Origin of the sequence: Phenylobacterium sp. (assembly GCF_036563285.1) — a bacterium.
Lineage (GTDB): Bacteria > Pseudomonadota > Alphaproteobacteria > Caulobacterales > Caulobacteraceae > Phenylobacterium.
This window is the reverse complement of sequence record NZ_DATCMR010000006.1, coordinates 245,042-267,282: the sequence shown is the minus strand read 5'-3', so window position 1 is coordinate 267,282 and position 22,241 is coordinate 245,042. Positions and strand designations below refer to the sequence as shown.

Below are 22,241 nucleotides of genomic sequence, written 5' to 3'. Positions count from 1 at the left end.
GGCCTCCATGTCCAGAAACCCTATCGCCGCGGCGGACATCTCCGCAGAAGAAGTTGTGCGCTTCGACGATGTGTCGATGCGCTACGGGCGCGGGCCGGAGGTGCTCAGCGACCTGACCTTCGCCCTGGCCCCCGGCTCCTTCCACTTCGTCACGGGCCCGTCCGGCGCCGGCAAGAGCTCGCTGCTGAAGCTGATCTACCTGGCCCAACGGCCCACCAAGGGGCTGGTCCACCTGTTCGGCCAGGACGTCTCCCGCGCGCCCGCCAAGGTGAAGCCCAAGCTCAGGCGACGCATCGGCGTGGTGTTCCAGGACCTGCTGCTGCTGGAGCACCTCTCGGCCTTCGACAACGCCGCCCTGCCCCTGCGGCTGGCGGGCGCCAAGCCCGCCGACTACCGCAACGACGTGGCCGAGCTGCTCACCTGGGTGGGCCTGGGCAGCCGCATGCACGCCATGCCCGCCACCCTGGCCGGCGGGGAGAAGCAGCGCCTGGCCATCGCCCGCGCCGTCGTAAACCGCCCGGAGATCCTGCTGGCCGACGAGCCCACCGGCAACGTCGACCACGACATGGCGCTCAGGATCTTCCGCCTCTTCGTCGAGCTCAACCGCCTAGGCACGACCGTCCTCATCGCCACCCACGACCAGGACCTCGTCGCCCGCTCCGGCCGCCCCGTCCTCCACCTCGAAGCCGGCCGCATCCACCGCCGCGGCCCCATGGGACCGGGAGCATGAGCTCCCCCACTCCGTGTCATCGCGGTTTCGCGAAGCGAAGCCCGGGACCCATTACGCTCGGCGCCTCCGGACGGGCGGCAGGGGCGCCGCCGCGGGTCCAACCCCTCACCCGCAGTTCATGGGTCGCGGTTTTCGGCTGCGCCGAAACCGGGATGAGACCTGGTGATGTGGCAGGGGGTTCGCCCCGATGAGCGAGCTGTTCGATCCGGCCCGCTGGCGGCCCGCGCCGTTCCTGCCCGAGCAGGACGCCCGCAACGGGGCGCTGATCTTCGTCGTCGCGGTGCTCTGCTTCCTGGCGTGCCTGACGGCGCTGGGCGTCATCGCCGCAGACCGCGCGGCGCGCGGGTGGAGCGGCCAGCTCGCGGGAGAAGCCACGGTGATCGTGCGGCCGCGCGGCGGCGAGACGCCGGACGCCGCCGCCGCCCGCGCCGCCGAGGCGCTGGCCGGCGCGCCCGGGGTCTCCGAGGCCCGGGCGCTGGAGCCGCAGAAGGCCTACGACCTGATCCGCCCCTGGCTGGGCGACATCGCCGACTTCGAGGACCTGCCGGTGCCCCGGCTGGTGGCGGTGACCCTCGACCGCCGGCGGCCGGCCACCGGCGCGGTGCTGGAGCGGACTTTGCGCGCCCAGGGCATCGACGCCGCGGTGGACGACCACAGCGTCTGGATCGAGGACATCCGACGCTCCGCCGAGGTCGTGCGCTGGGCGGGCGCGGCGGTCTTCCTGCTGATCGCCGGCGCCTCGGCCGCCGTGGTCGCCTTCGCCACCCGCGCCGGCCTGGCCGCGCGCCGCGACGTGGTCGAGGTGCTGCACCTGGCCGGCGCCGAGGACAGCTTCATCGCCCGCCTGTTCCAGGCTCGCTTCGCCCGCATCGCCGGGATCGCCGGCCTGGTCGGCGCGGCGGCCGCGGCCGGCGCGGGCGCGCTGGCCCGGCTGGTGGGCGGCGGCGAGGGCGTCACGCCGGCCCTGCCCGTCGCCTGGAGCGATCTGGCCTGGGTGGTGCTATGCCCCGTGATCGCGGCCCTGGTGGCCGCGGTCGCCGCGCGCCTGACGGCCCAGCGGCTGATCCGGGAGATGCAATGAAGTCCATCGCGGCCTTCCTTGTGCTGGCTCTGATCTGGGCGGCGGGGCTGTTCGCCTTCGCCGCGCGGGTCGACCAGTCCACGCCGCCGCCGGAGCCGGAGGCGGCCGACGGGATCGTGGCCCTGACCGGCGCCAACTCCAACGCCCGCATCGCCTCGGCCGTGGGCCTGCTGGAGGACGAGAAGGGCCTGCGCGTCCTGGTCTCGGGCGTGAACAAGGACGCCAGCCGCGAGGACATCCGCACCCTCTCCCGCGCCGGGCGGCGGCTCTACGACTGCTGCGTGGACTTAGGGTTCAGCGCGCTCGACACGGTCGGCAACGCCCGGGAGACCGCCGACTGGGCCCGCGCCATGCGCTTCGACAGCCTGATCGTGGTCACTGCGGACTACCACCTGCCGCGCGCCATGCTGGAGCTGCGCGCGGTCATGCGCGAGCCCGACTACCGGCTGCAGTCCTACGCCGTGGAGACGCCGGGCCTCACCCAGAAGCGCTGGTGGCGCCGCCCCAGGACCGCGAGGTTGATGGTGGTGGAGTATTGCAAGTATCTGGCGATCCTCGGCCGCGAGGCGGTGCTGGGGCTGGGTCCCCGGCAGACGCCCGCCGCGGCGCAACAGAAGGGCTGACCGTGGTCGCCATCCGCTCCTTCGTCTTCCATGTCCTCTTCTACGTCTGGTCGGTCGTGGTCGCGCTCGTCTGCACGCCGCTTCTACTGGGTCCGGCGAGCTGGACGCTGGGCATGTTCCACGTCTGGGGCCGCGGGCTGGTCGTGCTGCTGGCGATCTGCGGCGTGAGGGTGGAGGTCCGCGGGCGCGAGCACATTCCCCAGGGGCCCGCCCTCGTCGCGCCGAAGCACCAGTGCATGTACGACGTCTTCGCCCAGTTCACCTGGCTGCCGGCCTCGGTCTTCGTGATGAAGAAGGAGCTGAACTGGATTCCCTGGTTCGGCTGGTACGCCGCCAAGGTCGGCACCATCGACATCGACCGCAGCGGCGGCGCCAGCGCGCTGAAGGCCATGGTCGCGCGCGCCAAGTCGCTGTTCGCCAAGGGCCGGCAGGTGGTGATCTTCCCGGAGGGCACCCGCAGCAGGCCCGGGGCGCCCAGCGACTACAAGCCCGGCGTGGCCGCCCTCTACCGCGAGCTGGGCGTGCCCGTGCATCCGGTCGCCACCAACTCCGGCGTCCACTGGCAGAAGTTCCTGCGCACGCCTGGGACCATCGTCTTCGAGTACCTGGAGCCGATCCCGCCCGGCCTGAAGCGCGGCGAGTTCATGCGCCTGCTGGAAGAGCGCATCGAGACCGCGACCACGAAGCTGTTGCCGCTTTAGCTGGAACGCTGACCCCCCTCCGCCCGTTCAGAACGGAACGCGAACAACGGAGGTGGCGCGATGTCCGAACAGACCCATAATCCCAAGCTCGATCCGAACCCCGGCTCCAACACCGAGAAGGACCCGGACGACTGGGTCTCCGGCGACGAGCCGATGACCGGCGCCCAGGCGTCCTACCTCACCACCCTGTCCGAAGAGGGCCACGAGGAGCCCCCGCCGGAGGACCTCACCAAGGCCGAGGCCTCCAAGCGCATCGACGCGCTGAAGGAAAAACTCGGGCGCTGATTTCTTGGCTCAGGAGCCAGTCCGAGGTATGATCTATAGGTTCTTCACAAGTGAATACAACAGCTTACGCAATTGCGAGAGTTGTCGCGCTGGGTGATGCAAATAGCCCTGACACGGCGTGTAACACGCCTCAGCCGGCGGCCAGCTCGCGGCGCTCCACCAGGCCCAGGAGGACCTCCATGCCGTGGTCCCGGACGCCTTCCTCCCGCAGGTGCTCCACCAGGTCGCGCAGGTAGTCGACGTTGCGGCCGGAGAGGCCTGTGGCGCCGGCGATCAGCTCGGCCTGCCGCTCCAGGCTGAGCGCGCCGGCCCACTGCGGGTGGCGCACGTCGGAGAGGAACACCAGCGCGTCCACCCGCCGTCCGTCGGCCAGGCGCACGGCGCGGCGTGCCTCGACGTAGGTTTCGGTCGGCTGCTCCCGCTCGAGCAGGTAGGCGTAGACCTGATCCCAGTCGGCGTCGGCGATCCGGTACGCCGCGCCCCGGCAGGCCCCGCCCGGCGCTAGGCCCAGCACCAGCCCCGGCCGCTCGTAGGTGCCGCGGTGGTGGACGGAATAGATGCAGAAGGCGCGCCGTCGCCCGTGTAGGGTTGCGGGCCTGCGCTCCAGGTACGAAAACCCGGGCCGCCACATCAGCGAGCCGTAGCCGAAGACCCAGCGTTCGTCCGCCATCCGCCCCTTCCGATGAGGCCATGTCTCTGCACGATCTGCCCCCGCCCCGCAAACCCCGCCGGCTCGGCCTCTACCTGCCGTTCGTCCTCGCCCTCATCGCCGCCGTCGGCTGGACGGGCGTGTGGATCTGGGCGCGCGGCGAGGCGCGGGCGCGGATGGACACAGCCGTCGAGGATCTGGCCAAGGCCGGCTACCAGATCAGCTGGAAGGAGCGCGGCATCGGCGGCTATCCGTTCCGCCTCAACGTGACCCTGACGGACGCGCGCGTCCGCGAGCCGTCCGGCTGGGCGCTGGAGAGCCCGCGGGTCGAGGCCCAGGCCTACATGCACGACGTGGGCTCCTGGCTGCTCGCCACGCCGCAGGGCCTCACCTTCGTCCGCCCGCTCGGCGGGCCGGTGACGGTGAAGGGCAAGATGATCCGCATGAGCCTGGGCGACTTCGAGAAGACCCCGCCCAGCGTCAGCCTCGAGGGCGTCGGCCTCACCTTCCAGCCGGCCGCCGGAGCCCAGCCCTTCGCGCTGCAGGCGGCGGACCGGGTGGAATTCCACCTGCGCCCGGGTCCCAACGACGAAGGCGGCCTGTTCGCCAAGGTCGACAACGGCAAGGCCCGGCTGGCGGGCCTCATCGGCCGCATCGCCGGCGACCGGCCGGTGTCGATCACCTGGAACTCGACCCTGTCGAAGATGAGCGCCTTCAAGGGAAGCGACTGGCCAAGCGCCGTCCGGGCCTGGTCTGACGCCGGCGGCGAGATCAGCGTGCGGCCCAGCGGCATCACCGCCGGCGAGGCGGTGCTGGGCGCCAACGCCGGCACGCTCGGCGTCGGCCACGACGGCCGGCTGCGCGGCGCCCTGGACGTCAGCCTGCGGCAGGCTCCGCTGGCCTTGGGGACCATGGGCCAGATGGGCGTGGTGCCGCCGGAGGCCGCCTCGGCCGCCAGCGCCGTGGCGCAGGCCCGCCAGACCGGCGACCAGGCCCGCGCCACCATCAGCTTCCAGGCCGGCCAGACCACCCTGGGGCCGGTCGCCCTCGGGCCCGCGCCGAAGGTCTACGAGGTCCGCTGAGTGGCCTCGCTGTACGACCGCTACGTGCTGCCGAAGCTGCTGGGCTTCGCGTGCGGCGCGCCGCCGATCATGAAGCAGCGGGCGAAGGTCGTGCCGAAGGCGCAGGGCCGGGTGCTGGAGCTGGGCATAGGCATGGGCCGCAACCTCGCCTTCTACGACCCCGCGAAGGTGACCGAGCTGATCGGCGTCGATCCCTCGCCGGAGCTGCGCGCCGCCGCGCTCGCCGCGTCCAGACCCGATGGCCTCTCCGTGCAGATCGACGACGGGACCGCCGAGGCCCTACCGTTCGAGGACGCAAGCTTCGACACCGTGGTCTGCACCTTCACCCTGTGCTCGGTCTGCGGGCCGGCACAGGCGCTGGCGGAGGCGCGCCGCGTGCTGAAGCCCGGCGGGACCTTCCTGTTCTGCGAACACGGCCTCGCCCCCGACGCCGAGGTCGCCAAATGGCAGCGCCGCATCGAGCCGGTCTGGAAGAAGATCGCCGGCGGCTGCCACCTCACCCGGCCCGTCGCCAGCGCCATCGCCGCCGGCGGCTTCAGGCTCGGCAAGGTGGAGACCATGTACCTGCCGAAAAGCCCCCGCTTCGCCGGATGGAACGAGTGGGGCGCCGCCACGCGTTCTTGAGGGGCCATGCCCGACGAGAAGCCCGAGACCCGGCCCGAGCCGAAGCGCCCCGCCCCCGACGTCTACGGCGGCCAGTGGGGCCCATCCGGCGAGGGCCAGGCCGGCGAAGGCGAGATCGACCGCCCCGACCGCATCAAGGTTCCCAAGGACGAGCCCGGCGCGGGCGAGCAGAGCTAGGCGTCGGCTACTTCACCAGGGCGTCGTAGATCCACGCGCGGTTCTTGCGCTGGTACTCCTGGGCGTGCTCGCGGGCCTGGACCATGAAGATCATGAAGACGTCGTTCTTCGGGTCGACCCAGAACTCGGTGCCGGCGATGCCCCACCAGCTGAAGGTCCCCTGCCCCGGCCGCTGGACCTTGTCGTCGAGCACCAGGCTGAAGCCCAGGCCGAAGCCCATCCCCGCGCCCGGGAAGAACAGGCCGTTGCGCCGGATTTCCGGCGTGGTCTCGTCCTGGCGCATCCTGAGCAGCGTCTCCTTCTTGAGGATCCGCACGCCCTTGTACTCGCCGTCGTTGGCAAGCATCAGCACGAAACGCAGGTAGTCCTCGGCCGTGGAGGAGAGGCCGCCGCCGGCGGACAGGAACGGCGTGGGCTTGGCGTAGTCGTAGTAGACGCCGCCGCCGCCGTCGTTCTTCGCCTCGGCGAACCGCGCCCGCTTCGACTCCGGCTGGAAGAAGAAGGTGTCGTTCATGCCCAGCGGAGCGGTGATCCGCTCGCGCACCAGGACGTCCAGGGTCTTGCCGGCGGCGACCTCGACCACCGCCCCCAGCACGTCGGTGGAGCGGCCGTAGTTCCACGCGGTCCCGGGCTCGGCGCGCAGCGGCGCCTTGGCCAGCGCGCGGGCGTACTCCCGGTTGGGCAGGTCCGAGCGGTTCTCGCCAGCGGCCGCCCAGGCGCGGGCCAGGGGCGAGGTCGGCTGGATGAAGCCGTAGATCATGCCCGAGGTGTGGCTCATCAGGTGGCGCACGAGCATCGGCCTGGCGGCCGGCTTGGTGCTGCCGTCCGCCTGCCAGACGGCGAGGTTGGCGTACTCCGGCAGGTACTTGGCCACCGGGTCGTCGACGTTGAGCTTGCCCTCTTCGACGAGCGTCATGGCCACCACCGAGACCACCGGCTTGGTCATCGAGAAGACGCGGAAGATGGTCTCCTCGGTCACCGGTGTGGTCTGGCCGGGGCCCTGGGTCCCGAAGCCCTCCTGGAAGACCACCTGGTCGCTGCGGCCGATCATGAGGTAGGCGCCGGCGATCTTGCCCGACGCCACGTCGGCCTTCAGGCCCGCACGCGCGGCCTCGAATTTCGCGGGATCGAAGCCCAGCGCCGCGGCGTCGCCGCGGACGATCGAGGAGACCGCGGGATCGGCCCCCCGGGCCCCGCCTGCGCCGTGGGCGCAAGCCGCCACGAGCCCGGCCGCGAGCGCGACTGCCAGAAAACGATTGAACATTGAGTACGTCCTGCCCTTGGGAGGACTGATGGCAGCGTTCCCCAGGGGCTGGCAAGTCGCAGGGGCGGAAGTGGTAGCTGGGGGCGGGATCGAACCGCCGACCTGTGGGTTATGAATCCACCGCTCTAACCATCTGAGCTACCCAGCCACGGGCCCCTCGCGGAGGCGCGGGTTATAGGGATTTGGAACGGGCGCTTCAAGCGCTCGCGCGCAGCCTCCTGAACGGCTAGGTTCCGCGCCGCGATGAGCGTGCTGCATCTCCTGGGCACGTCCGGCGAGGGCGGGGCGGAGACCTATTTCGTGGACCTTGTGACCGCGCTCGCGCGCTCCGGCGTGCCCGAGGCCGCGGCGATCCGCAGGCATCCGGCGCGGGAGGCGGCGCTGAAGGTCGCCGGCGTGCCGGTGAAGGTGCTGGGGTTCGGCGGCCCTCTCGACATCCTGACCCGGACCGCGGCGGCTGGCTGGGCGCAGGTGAACGGAACCAAGCTGGCGCTGGCCTGGATGAACCGGGCGGCGCGGCACACGCCCAAGGGGCCGTGGGCGCGGATCGGGCGGCTCGGCGGCTACTACAGCCTCAAGTACTACAAGGGCTTCGACCACCTGGTGGCCAACACCGAGGACATCGCCGAGTGGGTCGTGGGACAAGGCTGGCCGGCCGGCAAGGTGACCCACATCCCCAACTTCGCCCCGGCGCCGCAGGATGGCGCCGCCCTGCCGCGGGCGAGCCTCGGCACGCCCGACGGCGTCCCGCTGCTGCTCTCCATGGGTCGGCTGCACGAGGCCAAGGCGCACGACGTGACGCTGACGGCCCTGACAAGGCTGCCGGACGCGCACCTGTGGATCGCCGGAGCCGGGCCGCTGGGGGCCAAGCTGAAGGGGATAGCCCAGGCGCTCGGGGTGGCCGAGCGGGTGCGGTTCCTGGGTTGGCGGACCGACGCCTCGGCTCTGTATCGGGCGGCGGATGTCTGCGTCTTCCCCTCGCGGTTCGAGCCCCTGGGCAACGTGGTGATCCAGGCCTGGGCGCACGGCCTGCCGGTGGTGGCCGCGGCGAGCCAGGGGCCGGCGGCGCTGATCGAGGACGGCGAGGACGGGCTGCTGGTCCCTGTGGACGACGCAGACGCCCTGGCGGCCGCGGTGCGCCGGGTGCTGGACGAGCCGATACTGCGCATCCGCATGGTGCAGACGGGCGCCGCGAGGGTGGAGGCGGAGTTCTCGCAGGCCGCGGTGGTGGCCCGCTGGCAGGCGCTGTTCGCCGACTACGGAGCCGCCTGATGTGCGGCATCGCGGGCGTGCTGGGCGGCCAGGGGGAGATGGGCGCGCCCACCCGGGCCATGGCGCAGGCGATCGCTCACCGTGGGCCGGACGGGGTTCGGCTTGAGGAGGTCGCCGGCGCGGCGTTCGCGCACGCAAGGCTGTCGATCATCGACCTGGAGTGCGGCTGGCAGCCGATGCATGCGGCGGGCTCCACCGTCATGGGCAACGGCGAGATCTACAACTACCTGGAGCTGGCGCGGGACTTCCAGCTGGAGGGCAAGCTGGCGACGGGGTCGGACTTCGAGCCCCTGCTGCACCTCTATGCCCGGGAAGGCGAGAAGGCCTTCGAGCGGCTCAGGGGCATGTACGCCTTCTGCCTGCTGGGGGCCGACGGGCGCGCCTGGCTGGCGCGCGACCCGTTCGGGATCAAGCCGCTCTACATCATGGAGCATGCCGGCGGCCTGGCCTTCGCCTCGGAGCCGCGGGCGTTCTTCAAGGCCGGGCTGATGCGAACCGAGCTCGACCAGGACGCGGCGAAGGAGCTGCTGGCGTTCAACTACACGCTGGGCGCGCGCACCACGTTCCAGGGCCTGCGGCGGCTGGTCCCCGGCGAGGTGGTGGAGGTCCGCGACGGCCGGATCGTCTCCAACTGGCGGCGCGGGCCGCTGAAGGCCGCCACGTCGAATTCGGGCGACGAGGCGGCCCTTCTCAAGCAACTGGACGCGGTGCTGGAGGACAGCGTGCGGGTGCACCAGCGCTCGGACGTGCCGTATGGGCTGTTCCTGTCGGGCGGGATCGATTCCGCCGCGGTGGCGACGCTGATGGCGCGGCTGAACGAACGGCCGGTGACGGCCTTCACCTGCGGCTTCCAGGCGCAGGGCGCCAAGGACGAGCGCGCGGCGGCGGAGAAGGTGGCGCGGGCTCTGGACCTCGACTGGCGCGAGACCAGCTTCGGGGAGGAGGACTTCTGGCGCATCCTGCCGAAGGTGGCCTGGGCGCTGGACGACCCCACCGCCGACTACGCCACCCTGCCGACCTACAAGCTAGCCGAGGCCGCCAAGGGCACGCTGACCGTGGTCCTAACCGGCGAGGGCGGCGACGAGCTGTTCGGCGGCTACGGCCGCTACCGCCGCGCGCTGCGGCCCACCTGGCTTGGCGGCCGGCCGGCCGAGCCGCGCACGCAGGACGCCGCCGTGCTCGCCCGCTGGCGCGGCGAGGCCAGGGCGCCGGCCGGGCTTTCGGCCCTGCAGCAGGCGCAGTGGGCGGACGTGTCGACCTGGCTGCCCAACGACCTGCTGCTCAAGCTCGACCGCTGCCTGATGGCGCACGGGCTGGAGGGGCGCACGCCTTTCCTCGACCCGGAGGTGGCGGCCTTCGCCTTCCCCCTCCCCGATCGGTTCAAGGTGCGCGGCCGCTATGGCAAGTGGATCCTGCGCAAGTGGCTGGAGCGCGCCTGTCCCGCCGCCGAGCCCTGGGCGAAGAAGCAGGGCTTCACCGTGCCGGTGGAAGCCTGGATCGCGCCGCGGGCCAACGCCATCGCCGCGAAGATCGCCCAGGTGGACGCCGTGCGCCGCGTGCGGCCCGATGCGGCCGAGGCCTTCCGGGCCGGAGCCGAACGCTGGCCATTGCTGTTCTTCGCCGTCTGGGCCTTGATCCACCTGGAAGGCGCCACACCTGAAGAGGCGCTGGCCAAGGTCGGGGGACCTGTCTTCAGCTCGAGGGAGCCCAAATGACCCGCCTGATGCTCGTCGCCGCCTCCGCCGTCGTTCTCGCCGCCTGCGGAGGACAGGAGCTGCAGGCCCAGACCGCCCGCCCCGCCGCCGGCGGAGGACCGGAGGAGACGCGGCCGGCCAACGCGCCGAACCAGAAGCCGGCGTTCGCGGGCCAGACCCGCGCCCCGGCGGTGAAGTCCAACATGGCGTACCAGGCCAGCGACTATGTCACCGGGCTGGAGCGGGCGTGGGGGATCGCCTTCCTGCCAAACGGGGCGCTGCTGATCACCGAAAAGGCAGGGCGGCTGCGCCTGTTCGAGAACGGTCGGCTGTCGCCGCCGATCGAGGGCGTGCCGAAGGTCGACGCCGGCGGCCAGGGCGGGCTGCTGGGGCTGGCGGTCGACCCCGAGTACGTCCGCAACGGCTTCGTCTACCTTGTGTTCTCCGAGCCGCGCGACGGCGGCAACAACACCGCGCTGGCCCGCGGGCGGCTGGTCTCCTCGACGGCAGGCCCGACGCGGCTCGAGGACGTCCGGGTGATCTGGCGCCAAGAGCCGCCGTTCGCCTCGCGTGGCCACTTCGGCGGGCGCGTAGTGTTCGCCCGCGATGGGACCCTCTACGTCACCACGGGCGACCGGATGAACACCGAGAGCCGGCCCAACGCCCAGAAGCTGGACACGACCATCGGCAAGGTGGTGCGCATAACCCGCGACGGGCAGCCGGCGTCGGGCAATCCGTTCGCCGGCCGGGCCGGCGCAAGGCCGGAAATCTTCTCGCTTGGCCACCGGAACATCCAGGCCGCCGCCATCCACCCGCGCACCGGCGATCTGTGGGAGGTCGAGCATGGCACCCGCGGCGGTGACGAGCTGAACATCGTGCGCGCGGGGCGCAACTACGGCTGGCCGGACGTGGCCTATGGCATCGAGTACCAGGGCGGGCAGATCACCGGCGGGATCACCCAGAAGGCAGGGACCGAGCAGCCGATCTACTACTGGGACCCGGTCATCGCGCCGTCCGGCATGGCCTTCTACGAGGCGAACGCCTTCCCGGCCTGGAAGGGGAACCTGTTCGTCGGGGGGCTGAACCAGAAGCGCGTGTCGCGGCTGGTGCTGAACGGCGAGCGTGTGAGCGCCGAGGAGTGGTTGTTCCGCGAGCTCGACGAGGAGATCCGCGACGTGGTGGTCGGCCCCGATGGCGCCCTCTACCTCGCCACCGACGCCGAGAAGGGCCGCGTGATCCGCATCGCCCCGAAGTAGGTCAGGCCGCAGCCAGACCGAGGCGTGCGGCGGCTTCCTCCCCGATGGCGAGGGAGGAGGTGAGGCCAGGGCTCTCGATGCCGAACAGGGTCACGAGACCCGCTAGGCCGTGGACGTCGCCGCCGTCGATGCGGAAATCCGGCTGCGGGTCGTCGGGGCCGTGGATCTTCGGCCGGACGCCGGCGTAGTCGGGCGTGAGTGCGTCGTCCGGCAGGCCCGGCCAGAACTTGCGGATGTAGCGGGCGAACTCGCCGGCGGCTTCCGGATCGACGGTGTAGTCCGGCTCTTCGACGAAGCGCAGGTCCGGGCCGAACACACCCTGGCCGCCGAGGTCGCGTCGGTAGTGGGTGCCGAGCGCGCCATGGATCGGCGGCGGATAGACCAGCCGGGCGAAGGGCGCCTTGCCGGCCAGTCGGAAGTACATGCCCTTGCCGTAGTGGGCTGGCGGGATGACGTCGGCCGGGAAGCCCTCGATCTGGGCGGCGACGCCCTGGGCGGACAGACCCGGGGCGGTGACCAGGAAGCGGCAGGTCAACGTGGCGGGTTCGTCGCCGCCCGTGCGCACCGAGAAGCCGCCGCCGTCCAGCGGGGTGGCGGCCTCGAACGGGGTGGCGACCACAACGGCGCCCCCGGCCGCCTCGATCTCCCCCTGCAGGGCCAACATGTAGCCGTGGCTGTCGAAGACCCCGCTCTCCGGCGACAGCAGGGCGGCCTCGCAGGCCAACTCCGGCTCGAGTTCCTGGGCGGCCGCCTTGGTCAGCCGCGCCATGCCCTCGACGTCGTTCGTCTGGGCCTGCGTGAAGATGGCGTCGAGCCGCTCGACCTCGTCGGGCGTCGTCGCCACCACCAGCTTGCCGCAACGGTCGTAGGCGACGTGGTGGTCGTCCAGGAACCTGTAGAGCCGTCGCCGGCCGGCCACGCACAGCCGCGCCTTCAGCGACCCGGTCTTGTAGTAGAGTCCCCCGTGGATGACCTCGGAGTTGCGCGAGGAGACGCCCTGGCCGATGGCCTTCTCCGCCTCCAGGACGGCGACGGTCAGCCCGCGCTGGGCGAGCGCATAGCCGCAGGCCAGGCCCACGGCGCCCGCCCCCACGACCACCGCATCGAAATCGAATTCGGCCATGCCCCTCGCCTAACGCGGTTGGCGGACAAAGAGAACTCCCCTCGCCGTCCGGGCGCGCTATAGGTTCGGTAGGGTTTCCATGGGGTGTGCGATGAAGCGTTTCGTGCTCGGCCTGGCGGCGGCTGCGGCCATTTCCTCTGCGGCGTTCGCCCAGGTGGCGATCAAGCCGGGCGTGCCGTCGATCCTGCAGTGGACGCCGGAGCAGCAGAAGCAGTGGTACCCGGCGATCGAGAGCGTCTACCGGGTCCGCGTGATCCCGCGCGGCAAGCGCGTGCATCCGCTGCCCAAGGCCCGCCGCGAGATCGCGCCGACCTGGGAGCACGCCGGCAAGCGCTGGAGCGTGGACGACTACATGGCCGCCAACGGCGTCTCCGGCGTGCTGGTGATCAAGGACGGCAAGATCCTGCTGGAGCGCTACGGCCTGGGCCGCAAGCCGAAGGACCGCTGGACCTCGTTCTCGGTCGCCAAGTCGGTGACCTCGACCCTGGTGGGCGCCGCCGTCCAGGACGGCAAGCTGGACCTCAACGCGCCGGTCACCCGCTACCTGCCGGAGCTGAAGGGCTCTGCCTACGAGGGCGCCACGGTGCGCCACCTGATCATGATGAGCTCGGGCGTGAAGTGGAACGAGGACTACACGGACCCGAACTCCGACGTGGCGCGCTCCGGCGGCCAGGCGGAGAAGACCGAGCCGGGGATCAACCCGATCGTCAGCTACCTGCGCCGCCTGCCCCGTGCGGCCGAGCCCGGGACCAAGTTCAACTACAACACCGGCGAGACCGACCTCGTGGGCTTCCTGGTCTCGCGCGCCACCGGCAAGACGCTTTCCGCCTATGCTTCGGAGAAGATCTGGAAGCCGTACGGCATGGAGCGCGACGCCATCTGGATGCTCGACCGGGAGGGCCACGAGCGCGGCGGCTGCTGCATGTCGATGACGCTCCGGGACTACGGCCGGGTGGGCCAGTTCATCCTCGACGGCGGCAAGGCGGGGGGGAAGCAGATCCTGCCGCCCTGGTGGACCGCCGACGCGACCAAGGTGCAGATCGCCAACGGCCAGCCGGCCCCGGCCGGCTACGGCTATTTCTGGTGGATCCGCGACAACGGCGCCTACGACGCCTCGGGCATCTTCGGCCAGTCGATCTCCACGTTCCGCGACGAGCGGCTGATCGTGGTGGTCAATTCGGCCTGGCCGCGGGCGACCGGCCGCGACCTCTCCGCGGCCCGTACAGCTTTCGTAGATGCGGTACGAAATGCGGTGAAAACCGCAGACACACCAGCGTAACACCGGCCTGCGATCAAAGGACGCTTGGCAATGGGAAGATCGTTGCCGACGAACCCCTCGCAGGCGTACAAGGCCGCCGAATTATTCGGCCGGGCCTAGGCGCGGCGAAAAGTAATTGCCGGGAGAGACTATTTTGAATCGCGCCCTCGCCTTCGCCCTCGGAACCGCGCTCTGCGTGAGCCCGATCGCGCTCGGCGCCTCGCTCGAGGCCGCTGCCCAGACCAAGCCCGCGACGACGTACAAGGCGCCGCGCACCGCGTTCGGGCAGCCGGACATCTCCGGCTTCTGGTCAAACTCCACGCTCACGCCGATGACCCGCCAGGCCAAGTACGGCGAGCGGCTCGCCTACACCGAGGCGGAAGTGAAGGAGATGGAAGCCAGCGCCGAAGCCGAGGTCGAGGAGGGCAACAAGCCGACCGACCCGAACGCGCCTGCCGAGGCGCCCGCGCGTCCCGCCAACACCCGTCCCGAGTTCGCCGCCGCCGGCGGCGACGTCGGCGGCTACAACCGCGGCTGGCTCGATCCGGGCCACCAGGTCATGCGCGTGCGCGGCGAGCCCCGCACCTCGCTGATCACCACCAAGAACGGCCAGCCCCCGCCCCGCAAGGCGGCTCCGGCCGGCGCGCAGGCCGCGGCCGGCGGCCGTGCCCAGGGCGGCGGCGGCATGGGGTCGTTCGACCACCCCGAGCTGCGTTCGCTGGGTGAGCGCTGCGTCATCGGCTTCGGCCGCAACGCCGGCCCGCCGATGTTCCCGAACGGCTTCTACAACAACAACTACCACTTCGTTCAGTCGCCGGACGCCGTCGTGATCACGGTCGAGATGAACCACGACGCCCGCATCGTGCGGCTGAACTCGAAGCACCGCACCGACAAGGTCCGTCCGTACTTCGGCGACTCCATCGGCTGGTGGGAAGGCGACACCCTGGTTGTCGAGACCACCAACCTTCCGCGCAGCCAGCAGTTCATGGGCGCCTGGGAGAACCTGAAGGTCACCGAGCGCTTCACCCGCGTGGCCAAGGACCGGATGCACTACGCCTTCACCGTAGAAGACCCCACCGTGTGGGACGCCCCCTGGGGCGGCGAGTACGAGTTCTCGCCCCTGCAGGGCGTGATCTACGAATACGCCTGCCACGAGGGCAACTACGCCCTGGAAGGCATCCTGGCCGGCGCCCGCCACCAGGAGAAGGAAGCCGCCGCCGCCAAGGCAGCGCCGGCCAAGGCCGCGACCAAGGGCGACTAAGCCTTTCGATCAGACTGATCAGAACGCGCCCGCCGGAGAGCCCCTCCGGCGGGCGTTTTCATTCCACCCACTGGAACACTTCGTCGAGGCCGACGCCGAAGACCTGGGCGATACGGAAGGCGGCTTCGAGCGACGGCGAGTATTTCCCCGCCTCGATCGCGGCGATGGTCTGGCGGGTCATGCCGATCTTCTCGGCGAGCTCGCTCTGCGTCATCTCCCCGTGCTCGAAGCGCAGCCGGCGGATCTGGTTGGCGATGGGGACGCCCATCAGGCGCCGCGCCGGAACATGACGATCTGGGCGGCGGAGACGGCGAGCGCCGCCACCACGACGGCCAGCAGGGCGAAGTTGAGGATGTCCCGCACCCGGTAGGCCATGTGCCCCGGCACGCCGAGCAGCAGCACGCCGGCGATCAGCACGTAGTAGCCCACCGTGTGCGAGCGCAGCTGGATCAGCCGCTCGCGCTCGTCGTGCGGCGCCTTGGGCGAGCGGCGGGCCACGACGGCGTGCAGCACGAGCTGCAGGACCGCCATGGCCGTCACGCACGCCAGCAGCAGGTGCAGGGTATCGAAGCCGTGCGGGCTCACCGCGCCCGTGGCGATCCCACCGAAATAGACGCCAAAGCAGATGAGCACCGTCAGCAGGGTGATCCAGGCGGTTTTCTCGCGCAGCGACATGGCTTGGCCTTGGAAAGAATCTTTGACACGATGTCTGACATACATAACATCATGTATGCTCAAGGTGACAGAGGCTACAGGAGGCCCGGATGAGTCGTCTGCTCCCCATCGCTGCGATGGCGGCCCTGCTGATGGCGGCTCCCGCCTTCGCGCAGCACCCGGCGCCGCGGGCCGGCGCCCCCGCGAACCTGCAGGGGACGGAGGGCCACGCCTGGATGGCCAACACCAACATGAAGCGGTTCTACGAGCTGTCGAAGGCCACCCTCGGCCCCGGCGCGCCCAAGCTCGACTTCCCGGCCTACCTCGAGAGGTCCTACGCCATCTTCCGCGACTTCGGCGCCTCCATGGGCATGAGCCCGGCGGCCATGGTCGACCACCTGAAGCTGATCCCGGGTCAGGTGGTGCAAATCGTCAAGGAGGACCCCCACGTCCTCGACAGCTACGACAAGTTCATCGAGGCGATGATCGGGCCGCCCTGATCAGAACATCCCCTCCGGGCGCTTTGGCCGCGTGTTGCGCGGCGGGGTCCACATCACGCCGGGGTAGCCCTTCAGTGGCTTCAGGGGCTCGCCCGTCCACGTCCAGTCGGCCGCCTCGTCGAGGTTCATGTGGTAGCGCGTCTCGCGGCCGGTGCGCTCGCGGAAGACGGCGCGGGGAATGTTGACCATGGTGGGCGACCGCGCCCGCTCGTAGAGCATCGGCGTCCCGCAGCGGGCGCAGAAGCTGCGAGCGGTGCCGGCATCCGTGTCCTCGTAGCGGGTGAGGCTCTCCTCCCCCTTCAGGATCCGGAAGCGGCTCTTGTAGCTGTCGACGTAGGTGGCGTAGGCGCAGCCCTGAGCCCGGCGGCTGCGCTCGGAGTGGTCGTGCCAGGCCCAGCGCGCCGGCACGTCGATCTCGATCTCCACCGCGCCGCAGACGCAGGCGCCCCGCGCCTGCACCGCCCAGGCCTTCTGCCCCTTCGCCTTGCGGATCATCGGCCCTCGAGCACCTTGCGGCTCACCGTGCCCGCCTTCACGGCGGCTTCGGTGAACCGCAGGTCGTCCCAGCCCTTCTGCGAGTAGAGCCTGGTCTGGTCGCCGGCGTGCGGCGAGGTCGGGCTGGTGGACTGCGAGTAGGTCAGCACTCCCTGGCTCACCGGCCCCTTCGGCGTGAACTCCACGGCCATGATCCAGCTCGAGCCGTGGCGGATCTTGCTCCAGCCCCGCTCGGGCTTCAGGTCCACCGGGGTGATCACGTTGAAGATGCCCTCGGGCCCGGGTCCGCCGTGTATCGGGATGGCCTCGGAACCGCGCGGCTCGTGCTGCACCTGCGCCAGGGTCGCGTCCGGCGCGATCTTCAGGTCGCGCAACTGCCTCACCGCCTTCACCAGCGCCTCCAGCACCTTCGGGTCGTCGACGTCGAGCGTGTGCGGCGTGTTGAGCGGATCCCGCGGATCGAACGGGACCTTGAAGCGCAGGCCGCCGTGCTCGGCGAACAGGCGGAAGACGTGGGCCCCGCGGCTCTCCAGGTTCACCCGCATGTCCCAGCTGGCGAGCGCGTCGCACGCCGCCGCCAGGTCCGGATGCGGCCCCCGCGCGGCGCGACGGCAAAGCCCCACCAGGTCGTCGCGGGTCATCTCGGCGCCGAGATTGCGGTTGTTGAACAGCACGCCCTGCACGGTGGCGAGGTCAAACTTCGGCGCGCCCAGCCCGTCGCGCCCGGCCAGCCGGTCCTCGATAAGCTTGATGGACAACCGGGTGCGCAGCGAGCGCGCCGTCCGCTCGTCGCCGAAGATCTTGCCGAAGCCCTCCAGCGGCTGGGCCGGATTGGTCAGCCAGTAGCTGTCGTTGGAATTGCTCGTGTAGTCGCGCCGGAATATCCGCGGCAGGGCCGAGGCCGGATAGATGCCGGGCGTCGCCGCCCGCGGGTCGGAGTCCCAGTCGCAGGCCGCGCGCGAGCCGTCGAGCACCGGCACCCGCCGCTCGCTCCACGACTTGCGCGACGCGTCCGACGCCGAGCACTGCTCCGCCTTGGCGTCGGTGACGTACGGCAGCGCGCCGATGTCGCCGTAGAAGGCCTCGCCGCCGGAATCGACCGCCGTGGTGTTGAAGCCGGCCGCCTGGTGACGGCTGAGGATATCGGCGAGCTCGCGCACGCTCTTGGCGCGCCACATGCGAATGTACTGGTCGAGTCCGCGCAGGTTCACCGGCGAGTCTCGCAGGGCGTAGGCGCGACCCGTCGTCCACGGGAAGTCGGCGGTCTCCACCACCGGCCCGAACCGCGTCGTGTAGTAGGTGCGGGTGACCGGCTTCAGGCCCTGGTCTGTCTTCACCTGCACGGTGACGTCCTGCCGTGTCATCGGCGTCGAGCGGCCGTCGACGACGTAGGCGGTGGGATCCTTCGGATCGAGCTTCAGCTCGAAGAGGCCGAAGCGGCGCGCAGTCGAGACGGTGTGCGTCCAGGCCACGTTCGCGTTGTGGCCGATCCCGATGGACGGGCTGTTGATCAGCCCGGCGCCAACGATGTTCATCCGACCCGGGATGACGAAGTGCATCCGGTAGAAGCGGTTGATGCCGTCCCACGGATAGTGCGGGTTCCCCAGCAGCACGCCGCGGCCCGACTTGGTCACCTCGCGGCCAAGCGCGTAGGCGTTGCTGCCCTGGCCCTCGGGCACCGGCGAACGGCGCTCCGGCCCGCGCAGGTCGAGGTCGGGCGTGCCGGGCGGGGCGGCGGCGGCGACGCCCGCCAGCATGTTCGGCGACTGCCCGGCCAGCACCGAGAGCCAGTAGTCGGTCTCGGTGTAGGTCCCGATCCACGGCGCATTGCGGCAGCGCGGGTCGGGCAGGTTCGCCGCTCCGGTGTCGCGGACGTAGCGGTTCATGCCGGCGATGAAGCCGCGGGCCAGCGCTCGGGCTTCGCGCGTCGGCGTGTCGACCAGCTTCGCGTCCCCGTTCAGCAGGCCCTCCAGCTTGCCGCTCACAGCCAGGCGGCGGTGGTAGAGGTCGCTGGCGACGTTGGCGTTCGCCTCGCCCGGACCGAGGTGGCGGGCCCGTTCGCCGCGGATGGTCATCATCCGCTCGGCGAAGTCGCAGAAGTTGTCCTCGGCGGACGCATAGCCCGCCCCGTAGCCGATGCCGCCGAGATCGCGCGCGATGATGTGCGGCACGCCATAGGCTGTCCGCCGGATCTCGGCGCGGTAGGAGGGCTCCCGGGGGGCCGCGGACGCGCTGGCCGCCAGGGCCGAGACCGCCAGGGCGAGCGCCCCGATCCACCGTGTACGCATCGCCATCCTCCCCTGCCCGCCTTCGAAGGCGGTGTCGGGAGGAACGCTAAGGCATGGCGCAGGGCCGCGCCAGCGCGGCCCTAGGGCGCGCGGCGGGCGACCGCCACCTCGCCGAGGTAGTCGATCCGCAGCAACTGCGCCGGCCCGTCGGGCGGGCCCTCGAAGGTGAACTGGACGTCGACGCCGTTGACGAAGAAGCGGCCGGGGCGCGGCAGGGCGTCGAGCTCCACCGGGAACGCCAGCGTCGTGGCGAGCTTGCCGCCCTTCAGCGCAATCGGGAGCCTGCGGCCGTCCGATAGCACATAGACGCCCTCGTAGCGGCGCAGGGTCTCCGCGGGGACCGGGGTCGGGTTGGGGTAGTTGATCGGGCGCTTGCGCGGCAGCAGGTAACCGAGGCCGCGGGCCGCTAGCTCCGGATAGAAGCTGATGTGGTCGGCGCCGGCGAAGACCTCGCTGCGGGACACGACGGCGGCCTTGTTCCTGGCGAGGGCGCGGGCGACCTGCCGGCCGCCGCTGACCATGTGCGGCGCCTCGTCCTCCCCATAGGCCACGAACACGCGGCGCGGGGGTCCCTGCAGGCTGACGCGCGCCAGGCGCTCGGCGATGTCCGGCTGGGCCCAGACGGAGGGGCTGGCGATCAGATAACTCGCGAAGGCGTCGGGCCGGCGCGCCAGGACGTTGGCGGTGAAGATGCCAGACTGCGAATGCCCCATGAGCACCGACTTGGCGCGGTCCACCGGGTACTTGGCCTCCACCCACGGGCGGAGCTCATCGACGATGAACCCCATGAAGGCCTCGGCCCCGCCGCCGAGCGCCTTCGACCCGTCCGGTCGCACGGCCGTGGCGAACAGCATGTCCCGCTCCCGCGACGACGGCTGCCCGGCCGGGTAGGCGACGGTCACCACATAGGCGGGCAGCATGGCGTTGGAGCCGCCGAGCAGCCGCGCCGTCGGCCCCATGATCCCGTAGCCGCCGTCCAGCACATAGGCGACCGCCGCCTTCTGCCCCGGCAGCCACGGCCCGAACGCGGGCGGAGTGACCTGCACCAGGTAGTCTCGTCCGGCCTTCTCGGAGTGGACGACGAACTGCACGGTCGGGTCGGCACGGTAGAGCGTACCCGGCCCTTGCGAGACCACGCGGAGCGGCGCGGCGGCCTCCTGGGCCGCGGCCGGCGGCGCTACAATGAGAGCCAACGCGCCAACAACTGCGCTAAATGTATTACGCATGTAAATAGAGTAGGCGCCGGGCTGGCCGTGTCAAGCCGCTAGGCGTCGCCTAGGGTGCGGCGGCGAACCAGACGCGCCGGATGCGGCCGTTCTCCACCTGATAGATCGCCGTGGCCCGGCGCGGCCGGGCTTGCGGGGTCGGGCGGCAGACCTCCTGGTCGATGACGAAGGGCCCCTCGACGACGCGGTGGGCGGCCTCGCAACGGAGCTGCGGCAGGCGCTGGAAGAGGGGGCCGTAGGTCTCGCGCAGCGCCGCCTTCCCGGTCCGCCCGGCCGCCGCGCCGGGCAGGTCGAAAATCTCGATGTCTTCGGCATAGGTGGCCGCGAAGGCCTCCAGGTCGTGGGCGTTGTAGGCCTCGAGCTGGCGCTGCACGAGCGCCTCGGGGGACTCCGGGATCAGGCTCGCCGCGCCGTGGCTGACGCCGCGCGACCACACCTGCGCGAAGCGGGCTAGCGCGGAGACGTTGCGCGTCGGGTCGGCGTTTAGCACCAGCAGGTCGGCGCGGTACCCGGCCGCAACGAGGCCGATGTCCGGCTTCGGCGCATAGGCGTAGGCGGCGTCGCGGGTGGCCGCGGTGAGCGCCTGCGAGGGCGTCAGCCCGGCGGCGACGAGCAGCTCCAGCTCGCGATGGATGGCCGGCCCATGCAGCGTGCCGACGTTGCCGGCGTCGGTCCCCGCCGCGACGCGCACGCCGGCGGCGTGGACCCGCTTGGCGTTGGCGAGGATCTGTGGCGTCGCGTCGGGCATGCGGTCCTTCACCTGGGCGGCGATGGCCGGCGGGATTTCGCTGAGGGTGGCGATGATGTCGGGCGCGCCCAGGCGGCGCTCGGTGACGGTGAGGGCGGGCCGCCCGGTGAAGGCCCCGCTGTAGCCCTGCCCCACCATCACCGTGGTGACGTAGACGACGCCCCGGGCCTTCAGCGCGGCGACGAAGGCGTCGTCCACCGGCGCGTCGTCGACGCTGTGCACCAGCACCTCGGCGCCGCCCTCGACCGCGGCGCGGGCCTGCTCCAGGTCGGTGGCGTGGACCGCCACGCGGATGCCGGCGGGCTTGGCGACGGCGACTACCGCGGCGGTCATGTCGCGCAGGCGCCGCGCGCCTTCGGGTCCCGACCCGATGCCCCAGATCTTGATCAGGTCCGGCTTCGCCGGCAGCAGGGCGCGGGCCAGGGCGGCGGCCTCCCCAGGATCGGCGGCGGAGATGATCGGCGGGTCGCCGAGGTCCAGCTTCTTCTGCGGGACCGTCGGTTCGGTCGCGATCAGGGGACCGGCGACGGCGACGCGCGGGGCGCGCGGACTGGCCGCGGCGCGGCTGCGCACCTCGAAGTTCCACTTCGGACCGCCGGCGTCCACGACGGTGGTGACGCCGCTGGCCAGATAGCGGGCGAAGGTCTCGTCCAGCCGGGATTTCGAGCGGGCGAGGTCCTCGGCGTAGGGCACCGCCGAGGTCAGGTCCATGCCGTCGGGCCGGGTGTAGAGGCCGCCGGATTGGAAGAAGTGGACGTGGGCGTCGATGAGCCCCGGGGTGATCCACTTGCCCCTGACGTCCACGACCCGCGCGTTGCGCGGCAGGCGGACGCTGGCCCGAGGGCCCACGGCCTCGATGCGGTCGCCGCGCAGGAGCACCACCCCGTCGGGGATCGGCGCGCCGCCATTGCCGTCGACGATGGTCGCGCCCACCAGGGCAACCGGACCCTGCGGCTGCGCCAGGCTCGGGCTCGATCCGCCAAGCCACAGCGCTGCGGCGAGCGCCGCCAACTTGAACCCGACCGCGCGCATCGCGCCCCTCCCCCGAAGCTTGGGCGGAACGCTATGTCAGGCGCCGGACGAACACCACCCACAGGTGTCATCCCGGTTTTCGCGGCACGCGAAAGACCGGGCCCCATACACGCGGCATTCTCCGCGGATGGCCTGGCGGCGCCGCTCCGGCAGCTCACGACGCCCTGTGTCTGTGGGTCCCGGTCTTCGGCTGCGCCGAAACCGGGATGACACGCGTG

The 22,241-nt window shown here is 71.3% G+C and carries 23 protein-coding genes and 1 tRNA gene; 14 read left to right on the top strand and 10 right to left on the bottom strand.

What is annotated here, in order from left to right; genetic code table 11:
* Positions 1-7 precede the first annotated feature (7 nt).
* The 5 genes from ftsE (at position 8) to VIL76_RS06195 (ending at position 3,420) form a co-directional block, all read left to right on the top strand.
* Complete coding sequence (ftsE, locus tag VIL76_RS06215; protein ID WP_332044129.1) at positions 8-730, top strand: cell division ATP-binding protein FtsE; 723 nt, start codon at positions 8-10, stop codon at positions 728-730.
* A gap of 187 nt (positions 731-917) precedes the next feature.
* Positions 918-1,811, top strand: coding sequence for a cell division protein FtsX (locus VIL76_RS06210; protein WP_332044128.1), 894 nt, complete (start codon positions 918-920; stop codon positions 1,809-1,811).
* Complete coding sequence (locus VIL76_RS06205; RefSeq protein ID WP_332044127.1) at positions 1,808-2,434, top strand: YdcF family protein; 627 nt, start codon at positions 1,808-1,810, stop codon at positions 2,432-2,434. Before VIL76_RS06210 ends, VIL76_RS06205 begins: the two co-directional genes overlap by 4 nt.
* 2 nt (positions 2,435-2,436) lie before the next feature.
* Entirely contained in the window at positions 2,437-3,135 is a 699-nt protein-coding gene (locus tag VIL76_RS06200; protein WP_332044126.1) for a lysophospholipid acyltransferase family protein, read from the top strand.
* Positions 3,136-3,195: 60 nt separating this feature from the next.
* A complete protein-coding gene (locus tag VIL76_RS06195) occupies positions 3,196-3,420 on the top strand; it encodes a DUF3072 domain-containing protein (protein WP_332044125.1) in 225 nt (74 codons plus the stop codon).
* A 130-nt stretch (positions 3,421-3,550) separates the two neighbouring features.
* On the opposite strand, the gene VIL76_RS06190 is transcribed toward VIL76_RS06195, so the two are convergent.
* The gene (locus VIL76_RS06190; protein ID WP_332044124.1) at positions 3,551-4,090 is read right to left on the bottom strand and encodes a gamma-glutamylcyclotransferase; all 540 of its coding nucleotides are present in this window, start codon (positions 4,088-4,090) and stop codon (positions 3,551-3,553) included.
* 20 nt (positions 4,091-4,110) lie between these two features.
* On the opposite strand from VIL76_RS06190, the gene VIL76_RS06185 reads away from it, so the two are divergent.
* Genes VIL76_RS06185 through VIL76_RS06175 form a run of 3 tightly spaced genes read left to right on the top strand, consistent with a single transcriptional unit; the run spans position 4,111 to position 5,952 of the window.
* Complete coding sequence (locus tag VIL76_RS06185) at positions 4,111-5,151, top strand: DUF2125 domain-containing protein (RefSeq protein WP_332044123.1); 1,041 nt, start codon at positions 4,111-4,113, stop codon at positions 5,149-5,151.
* Positions 5,152-5,775 (top strand): class I SAM-dependent methyltransferase, encoded by a 624-nt coding sequence (locus tag VIL76_RS06180; RefSeq protein ID WP_332044122.1) that lies wholly within the window; start codon positions 5,152-5,154, stop codon positions 5,773-5,775.
* Positions 5,776-5,781: 6 nt separating this feature from the next.
* Positions 5,782-5,952, top strand: coding sequence for a hypothetical protein (locus VIL76_RS06175; protein WP_332044121.1), 171 nt, complete (start codon positions 5,782-5,784; stop codon positions 5,950-5,952).
* Positions 5,953-5,959: 7 nt separating this feature from the next.
* Here VIL76_RS06175 and VIL76_RS06170 read toward each other — a convergent pair whose 3' ends face one another.
* Together VIL76_RS06170 and VIL76_RS06165 are read right to left on the bottom strand one after the other, a co-directional pair.
* Positions 5,960-7,216 carry a serine hydrolase domain-containing protein gene (locus tag VIL76_RS06170; protein ID WP_332044120.1) on the bottom strand — a complete coding sequence of 419 codons (1,257 nt, stop codon included), beginning with the start codon at positions 7,214-7,216 and terminating at the stop codon, positions 5,960-5,962.
* A gap of 71 nt (positions 7,217-7,287) precedes the next feature.
* A tRNA-Met gene (locus VIL76_RS06165) sits at positions 7,288-7,364 on the bottom strand.
* A gap of 95 nt (positions 7,365-7,459) precedes the next feature.
* Here VIL76_RS06165 and VIL76_RS06160 point away from each other — a divergent pair.
* Genes VIL76_RS06160 through VIL76_RS06150 form a run of 3 tightly spaced genes read left to right on the top strand, consistent with a single transcriptional unit; the run spans position 7,460 to position 11,438 of the window.
* Entirely contained in the window at positions 7,460-8,488 is a 1,029-nt protein-coding gene (locus tag VIL76_RS06160) for a glycosyltransferase (protein WP_332044119.1), read from the top strand.
* Positions 8,488-10,203, top strand: coding sequence for an asparagine synthase (glutamine-hydrolyzing) (asnB, locus tag VIL76_RS06155; protein WP_332044118.1), 1,716 nt, complete (start codon positions 8,488-8,490; stop codon positions 10,201-10,203). The genes VIL76_RS06160 and asnB overlap by 1 nt, the downstream gene beginning before the upstream one ends.
* Complete coding sequence (locus tag VIL76_RS06150; protein WP_332044117.1) at positions 10,200-11,438, top strand: PQQ-dependent sugar dehydrogenase; 1,239 nt, start codon at positions 10,200-10,202, stop codon at positions 11,436-11,438. The genes asnB and VIL76_RS06150 overlap by 4 nt, the downstream gene beginning before the upstream one ends.
* 1 nt (position 11,439) lies before the next feature.
* On the opposite strand, the gene VIL76_RS06145 is transcribed toward VIL76_RS06150, so the two are convergent.
* Positions 11,440-12,561 carry an NAD(P)/FAD-dependent oxidoreductase gene (locus tag VIL76_RS06145; protein ID WP_332044116.1) on the bottom strand — a complete coding sequence of 374 codons (1,122 nt, stop codon included), beginning with the start codon at positions 12,559-12,561 and terminating at the stop codon, positions 11,440-11,442.
* A 91-nt stretch (positions 12,562-12,652) separates the two neighbouring features.
* On the opposite strand from VIL76_RS06145, the gene VIL76_RS06140 reads away from it, so the two are divergent.
* Together VIL76_RS06140 and VIL76_RS06135 are read left to right on the top strand one after the other, a co-directional pair.
* Entirely contained in the window at positions 12,653-13,840 is a 1,188-nt protein-coding gene (locus VIL76_RS06140) for a serine hydrolase (RefSeq protein WP_332044115.1), read from the top strand.
* A gap of 133 nt (positions 13,841-13,973) precedes the next feature.
* Positions 13,974-15,080 carry a hypothetical protein gene (locus VIL76_RS06135; RefSeq protein ID WP_332044114.1) on the top strand — a complete coding sequence of 369 codons (1,107 nt, stop codon included), beginning with the start codon at positions 13,974-13,976 and terminating at the stop codon, positions 15,078-15,080.
* 58 nt (positions 15,081-15,138) lie between these two features.
* Here the strand turns inward: VIL76_RS06135 and VIL76_RS06130 are convergent, their stop codons facing one another.
* Complete coding sequence (locus VIL76_RS06130; protein ID WP_332044113.1) at positions 15,139-15,348, bottom strand: helix-turn-helix transcriptional regulator; 210 nt, start codon at positions 15,346-15,348, stop codon at positions 15,139-15,141.
* Positions 15,348-15,755, bottom strand: a complete 408-nt coding sequence (locus VIL76_RS06125) for a hypothetical protein (protein WP_332044112.1) — start codon at positions 15,753-15,755, stop codon at positions 15,348-15,350. The genes VIL76_RS06130 and VIL76_RS06125 overlap by 1 nt, the downstream gene beginning before the upstream one ends.
* Positions 15,756-15,844: 89 nt before the next feature.
* Between VIL76_RS06125 and VIL76_RS06120 the strand changes: the two genes are divergently transcribed.
* Positions 15,845-16,234, top strand: a complete 390-nt coding sequence (locus tag VIL76_RS06120) for a hypothetical protein (RefSeq protein WP_332044111.1) — start codon at positions 15,845-15,847, stop codon at positions 16,232-16,234.
* Here VIL76_RS06120 and VIL76_RS06115 read toward each other — a convergent pair whose 3' ends face one another.
* From VIL76_RS06115 to VIL76_RS06100, 4 genes are all read right to left on the bottom strand, one after another.
* Positions 16,235-16,729: a GFA family protein gene (locus VIL76_RS06115; protein WP_332044110.1), complete on the bottom strand. Its 495-nt coding sequence runs from the start codon at positions 16,727-16,729 to the stop codon at positions 16,235-16,237.
* On the bottom strand, positions 16,726-19,017 hold the full coding sequence (locus VIL76_RS06110) for a penicillin acylase family protein (protein WP_332044109.1): 2,292 nt from the start codon (positions 19,015-19,017) through the stop codon (positions 16,726-16,728). The genes VIL76_RS06115 and VIL76_RS06110 overlap by 4 nt, the downstream gene beginning before the upstream one ends.
* An 80-nt stretch (positions 19,018-19,097) precedes the next feature.
* Positions 19,098-20,210: an alpha/beta hydrolase gene (locus tag VIL76_RS06105; protein ID WP_332044108.1), complete on the bottom strand. Its 1,113-nt coding sequence runs from the start codon at positions 20,208-20,210 to the stop codon at positions 19,098-19,100.
* An 82-nt stretch (positions 20,211-20,292) separates the two neighbouring features.
* A complete protein-coding gene (locus VIL76_RS06100; protein WP_332044107.1) occupies positions 20,293-22,023 on the bottom strand; it encodes an amidohydrolase family protein in 1,731 nt (576 codons plus the stop codon).
* Positions 22,024-22,241 lie beyond the last annotated feature (218 nt).

Excerpts from the sequence above, each read along its gene's own strand:
- ftsE (WP_332044129.1), top strand. The coding sequence starts at position 8 with ATGTCCAGAAACCCTATCGCCGCGGCGGACATCTCCGCAGAAGAAGTT.
- VIL76_RS06210 (WP_332044128.1), top strand. The coding sequence starts at position 918 with ATGAGCGAGCTGTTCGATCCGGCCCGCTGGCGGCCCGCGCCGTTCCTG.
- VIL76_RS06205 (WP_332044127.1), top strand. The coding sequence starts at position 1,808 with ATGAAGTCCATCGCGGCCTTCCTTGTGCTGGCTCTGATCTGGGCGGCG.
- VIL76_RS06195 (WP_332044125.1), top strand. The coding sequence starts at position 3,196 with ATGTCCGAACAGACCCATAATCCCAAGCTCGATCCGAACCCCGGCTCC.
- VIL76_RS06190 (WP_332044124.1), bottom strand. The coding sequence starts at position 4,090 with ATGGCGGACGAACGCTGGGTCTTCGGCTACGGCTCGCTGATGTGGCGG.
- VIL76_RS06185 (WP_332044123.1), top strand. The coding sequence starts at position 4,111 with ATGTCTCTGCACGATCTGCCCCCGCCCCGCAAACCCCGCCGGCTCGGC.
- VIL76_RS06175 (WP_332044121.1), top strand. The coding sequence starts at position 5,782 with ATGCCCGACGAGAAGCCCGAGACCCGGCCCGAGCCGAAGCGCCCCGCC.
- VIL76_RS06170 (WP_332044120.1), bottom strand. The coding sequence starts at position 7,216 with ATGTTCAATCGTTTTCTGGCAGTCGCGCTCGCGGCCGGGCTCGTGGCG.
- VIL76_RS06160 (WP_332044119.1), top strand. The coding sequence starts at position 7,460 with ATGAGCGTGCTGCATCTCCTGGGCACGTCCGGCGAGGGCGGGGCGGAG.
- asnB (WP_332044118.1), top strand. The coding sequence starts at position 8,488 with ATGTGCGGCATCGCGGGCGTGCTGGGCGGCCAGGGGGAGATGGGCGCG.
- VIL76_RS06150 (WP_332044117.1), top strand. The coding sequence starts at position 10,200 with ATGACCCGCCTGATGCTCGTCGCCGCCTCCGCCGTCGTTCTCGCCGCC.
- VIL76_RS06145 (WP_332044116.1), bottom strand. The coding sequence starts at position 12,561 with ATGGCCGAATTCGATTTCGATGCGGTGGTCGTGGGGGCGGGCGCCGTG.
- VIL76_RS06140 (WP_332044115.1), top strand. The coding sequence starts at position 12,653 with ATGAAGCGTTTCGTGCTCGGCCTGGCGGCGGCTGCGGCCATTTCCTCT.
- VIL76_RS06130 (WP_332044113.1), bottom strand. The coding sequence starts at position 15,348 with ATGGGCGTCCCCATCGCCAACCAGATCCGCCGGCTGCGCTTCGAGCAC.
- VIL76_RS06125 (WP_332044112.1), bottom strand. The coding sequence starts at position 15,755 with ATGTCGCTGCGCGAGAAAACCGCCTGGATCACCCTGCTGACGGTGCTC.
- VIL76_RS06120 (WP_332044111.1), top strand. The coding sequence starts at position 15,845 with ATGAGTCGTCTGCTCCCCATCGCTGCGATGGCGGCCCTGCTGATGGCG.
- VIL76_RS06115 (WP_332044110.1), bottom strand. The coding sequence starts at position 16,729 with ATGATCCGCAAGGCGAAGGGGCAGAAGGCCTGGGCGGTGCAGGCGCGG.
- VIL76_RS06110 (WP_332044109.1), bottom strand. The coding sequence starts at position 19,017 with ATGCGTACACGGTGGATCGGGGCGCTCGCCCTGGCGGTCTCGGCCCTG.
- VIL76_RS06100 (WP_332044107.1), bottom strand. The coding sequence starts at position 22,023 with ATGCGCGCGGTCGGGTTCAAGTTGGCGGCGCTCGCCGCAGCGCTGTGG.